Origin of the sequence: Achromobacter sp. (assembly GCF_036567245.1) — a bacterium.
Classification (GTDB): domain Bacteria; phylum Pseudomonadota; class Gammaproteobacteria; order Burkholderiales; family Burkholderiaceae_B; genus Achromobacter.
In genome coordinates, this window is sequence record NZ_DATCUY010000341.1 from 1 (window position 1) to 3,453 (window position 3,453).

Genomic DNA, 3,453 nt, shown 5'->3' on the forward strand with positions numbered 1-3,453 from the left:
CCAGGCCGGCGACGTGCTGAAGCTGGCGCCGGGCTCCTATGCCGGCGCCATCGTCATCGACAAGCCGCTGACGCTGGAAGGCCCGGCGGACCGCTCGGCCATCATCGCCGGCACGCGCCAGGGGCGCACCGTCTGGGTCCAGGCGGCGGACGTGTCCCTGCGCAACCTGACCGTCACGCGCTCCGGCCTGAGCCTGTCCGACATGGACGCCGGCATCTTCCTGGACCGCGAGGCTCATCGCGCGCGGGTGGAGCGCAACGACATCCTGGACAACCTCGTGGGCGTGCACGTCTGGGGACCCGCGGACGCGACCGTCCGCGGCAACCGCATCGTGGGCAACAAGGAGCTGCGCGTGGCCGAGAGAGGCAACGGCGTGACGCTCTGGAACACGCCCGGCACGCGCGTGCTGGACAACGACATCTCGGCCGGGCGCGACGGCATCTTCGTCAACACCAGCAAGTTGAACACGTTCAGCGGCAACCGCTTCCATGACCTGCGCTATGCGGTGCACTACATGTACACCAACGACAGCGAGATAAGCGGCAACGTCTCGACCGGCACCGATATTGCCTACGCCATCATGTATTCGCACCGGCTGGTGGTGCGCGACAACGTCGCGCTGGACAGCCACGAGCAGGGCCTGATGCTGAACTATGCCAACCATTCCACCATCGCCAACAACACGGTGGACCGCGCCGGCAAATGCGTGTTCATCTACAACGCCAACCGCAACACCTTTCTGGACAACCATTTTTCCAACTGCGACATCGGCGTGCATTTCACCGCCGGGTCGGAAGGCAACCGGATCTCCGGCAACGCCTTCATCAACAACCGCAACCAGGTGAAGTACGTGGGCACCCGGACGCTGGACTGGTCGGTGGACGGACGCGGCAACTATTGGAGCGACAACACCGCTTTCGACCTGGACGGCGACGGCATCGCCGACACCGCGTACCGGCCGAACGACGTGGTCGACCAGCTGCTGTGGCGCGCACCCGCGGCCCGCATCCTGCTGAACAGTCCGTCGATTTCCATCGTGCGCTGGGCGCAGTCGCAGTTCCCCGCCATCCTGCCCGGCGGCGTGATCGACAGCGCCCCGCTGATGCAGCCCCCGCCCACCGCAAGCACCAAGGAATCACCATGAGCACCGACCTTGTGGCGCTTACCGGCGTCAGCAAGCACTATGGCGCGCACCAGGCCCTCGACGGCCTGGATCTGCAACTGCGCGAGGGCGAATGCGTCGCGCTCGCCGGACACAACGGCGCCGGCAAGAGCACGATGATCAAACTCATCCTGGGACTGATACGGCCCAGCCGCGGCCGGGTCGCGATCTTCGGCCAGGACGCCCACAGCCCGGCCGCGGCGCGCCTGCGCGGCAGGATCGGCTATCTGCCCGAAACCGTGGCGCTGCATCCGTCGATGACCGGCGAGGAAACCCTGGCGTTCTACGCCAGGCTCAAGCGCCAGCCCCTGTCGGGCAATGCCGCGCTGCTGGAGAAGGTCGGCATCTCGGGCGCCGCGCGCCGCCGCGTGGGCGGCTACTCCAAGGGCATGCGGCAGCGCCTGGCGCTGGCCCAGGCGCTGCTGGGCCAGCCTCGGGTGCTGCTGTTCGACGAGCCCACCACGGGCCTGGACCCGGCCTCGCGCCTGATGTTCTACGACATCGTCCATGAGTTGCGCGCCACCGGCGCCACGATACTGCTGAGCACCCATGCCCTGTCCGAGCTGGCAGGCCATGCGGACCGCATCGTCGTGATGAAGGCGGGCAGAAAGATCGCCGACGGCGCGATGTCGGCGCTGCGGCGCTCCACCGGGCTGCCCATCCGCATCCGCCTGACGTTTGCCGACGCCGATGCGCCGTCGCCGGGCGGCGACTGGCGCCGCATCGAGGCCGGGCGCTTCGAGCTGGCTTGCCACGAGAGCGGCAAGGTTGAAGCGATCCGCGGCATCGGCGCGCTGTCGTCCACGATTGCCGACCTCGACATCCAGGTACCGGGCCTGGACGACATCTATGCACATCTGCTTGAACGGGAAGACGTATGAACGCGGTATGCACCATCATCGGCAAGGAAATCCGCGACGGCCTGCGCAATCGCTGGGTATTGGCGACCGCCCTGTTGCTGGCCGCGCTGGCGCTGGCGCTGGGCCTGTTGGGCAGCTCGCCCACCGGCACCGTCAAGGCCGAACCGCTGACCGTCACCGTGGTCAGCCTGTCCAGCCTGTCGATCTTCCTGGTGCCGCTCATCGCCATGCTGCTGGCCTATGACGCCGTGGTCGGCGAAGTCGACCGGGGCACGATGGCGCTGCTGCTGAGCTATCCGGTGTCGCGCTGGCAGGTGCTGATCGGCAAGTTCATCGGCCACCTGGCCATCCTGGCGCTGGCCACGGGCGCGGGCTACGGCTCTGCCGGCCTGGCGCTGCAATGGGCCTACGGCGGCCTGGACGCCAGCGCCTGGCAGCCGTTCGCGCTGTTGATAGGAGCCAGCGTGCTGCTGGGCGCCAGCTTTCTCGCCATGGGCTACCTGATCAGCTCGCTGGTGCGCGAGCGCGCCACGGCCGCCGGCATCGCCGTCGGCGTCTGGCTGTTCTTCGTGGTGATCTACGACATGGCGCTGCTGGGCGTGCTGGCGGCCGACCAGGGACGCCACGTCAGCCCTGGCGTGCTCAACGCGCTGCTGCTGCTCAATCCCTCGGACGTGTACCGCCTGCTGAACCTGACGGGCTTCGAGAACATTTCGCTGTACGCCGGCATGGCGGGCGTCAGCGACCAGGCCAGCCTGCCCATTGCCGCGCTGATTGCGGCGCTGTTGCTGTGGATCGCCGTTCCATTCCTGCTGGCGACGGCGGCTTTCAGGAACAAGCCGCTATGAAACGCTTGCAACTCGCCCTGGCCATTTCCATCCTGCTGCTCGCCGCGGGCTGCGGTAGCGGCGCTGCGCCTGAAACCGCGCCCCCGCCCCAGGCCGTGACCACGGAGTCCGTCGGCCACTACTGCGGCATGGCGCTCAACGAACACAACGGACCCAAGGGACAGATTTTCATCAAGGGGCAGGCGGCGCCGGTATGGTTCTCCTCGATCAAGCAGGTCTTCGCCTACACGCTGCTGCCTGAAGAACCCAAGGGCATCAGCGCCATCTACGTCAACGACATGTCCACCGCGGGCGCTGGCGGCGCGCCGGACCCGGCCGCCTGGATCGACGCGCGCCAGGCGTACTACGTCATCGAGGGCCGCTACATCGGCGGCATGGGCGCCGAAGACGCCATCCCGTTTTCCCAGCGCGACCATGCCCAGGCTTTCGCCGACACCCACGGCGGCCGCGTCGTCACCTTTGCCGACGTACCGGAAAGCTATGTCTTCGCCCAATAAACCGCGCCCCTGCAGGCCTATCGCCATGAACCACACCCGCCGCCGTTTCATCGGCATCGTCGCCGCAGCCAGCGCGCTGGCGCTCG

4 protein-coding genes are annotated in these 3,453 nt (G+C 67.6%); all 4 read left to right on the forward strand.

Annotated features, from left to right (window positions below; translation table 11 throughout):
* The coding region (locus tag VIR09_RS14755) for a nitrous oxide reductase family maturation protein NosD (protein ID WP_332013540.1) at positions 1–1,144 on the forward strand (1,144 nt) is incomplete at its 5' end.
* Entirely contained in the window at positions 1,141–2,043 is a 903-nt protein-coding gene (locus VIR09_RS14760) for an ABC transporter ATP-binding protein (protein WP_332013541.1), read from the forward strand. The genes VIR09_RS14755 and VIR09_RS14760, both read left to right, overlap by 4 nt.
* Positions 2,040–2,870, forward strand: coding sequence for an ABC transporter permease (locus VIR09_RS14765; RefSeq protein WP_332013542.1), 831 nt, complete (start codon positions 2,040–2,042; stop codon positions 2,868–2,870). The genes VIR09_RS14760 and VIR09_RS14765 overlap by 4 nt, the downstream gene beginning before the upstream one ends.
* Positions 2,867–3,367, forward strand: a complete 501-nt coding sequence (locus VIR09_RS14770; RefSeq protein WP_332013543.1) for a nitrous oxide reductase accessory protein NosL — start codon at positions 2,867–2,869, stop codon at positions 3,365–3,367. The genes VIR09_RS14765 and VIR09_RS14770 overlap by 4 nt, the downstream gene beginning before the upstream one ends.
* Positions 3,368–3,453: the final 86 nt, after the last annotated feature.

Bases quoted from the DNA above. Each gene is read 5' to 3' on its own strand.
- VIR09_RS14760 (WP_332013541.1), top strand. From the start codon at position 1,141: ATGAGCACCGACCTTGTGGCGCTTACCGGCGTCAGCAAGCACTATGGC.
- VIR09_RS14765 (WP_332013542.1), top strand. From the start codon at position 2,040: ATGAACGCGGTATGCACCATCATCGGCAAGGAAATCCGCGACGGCCTG.
- VIR09_RS14770 (WP_332013543.1), top strand. From the start codon at position 2,867: ATGAAACGCTTGCAACTCGCCCTGGCCATTTCCATCCTGCTGCTCGCC.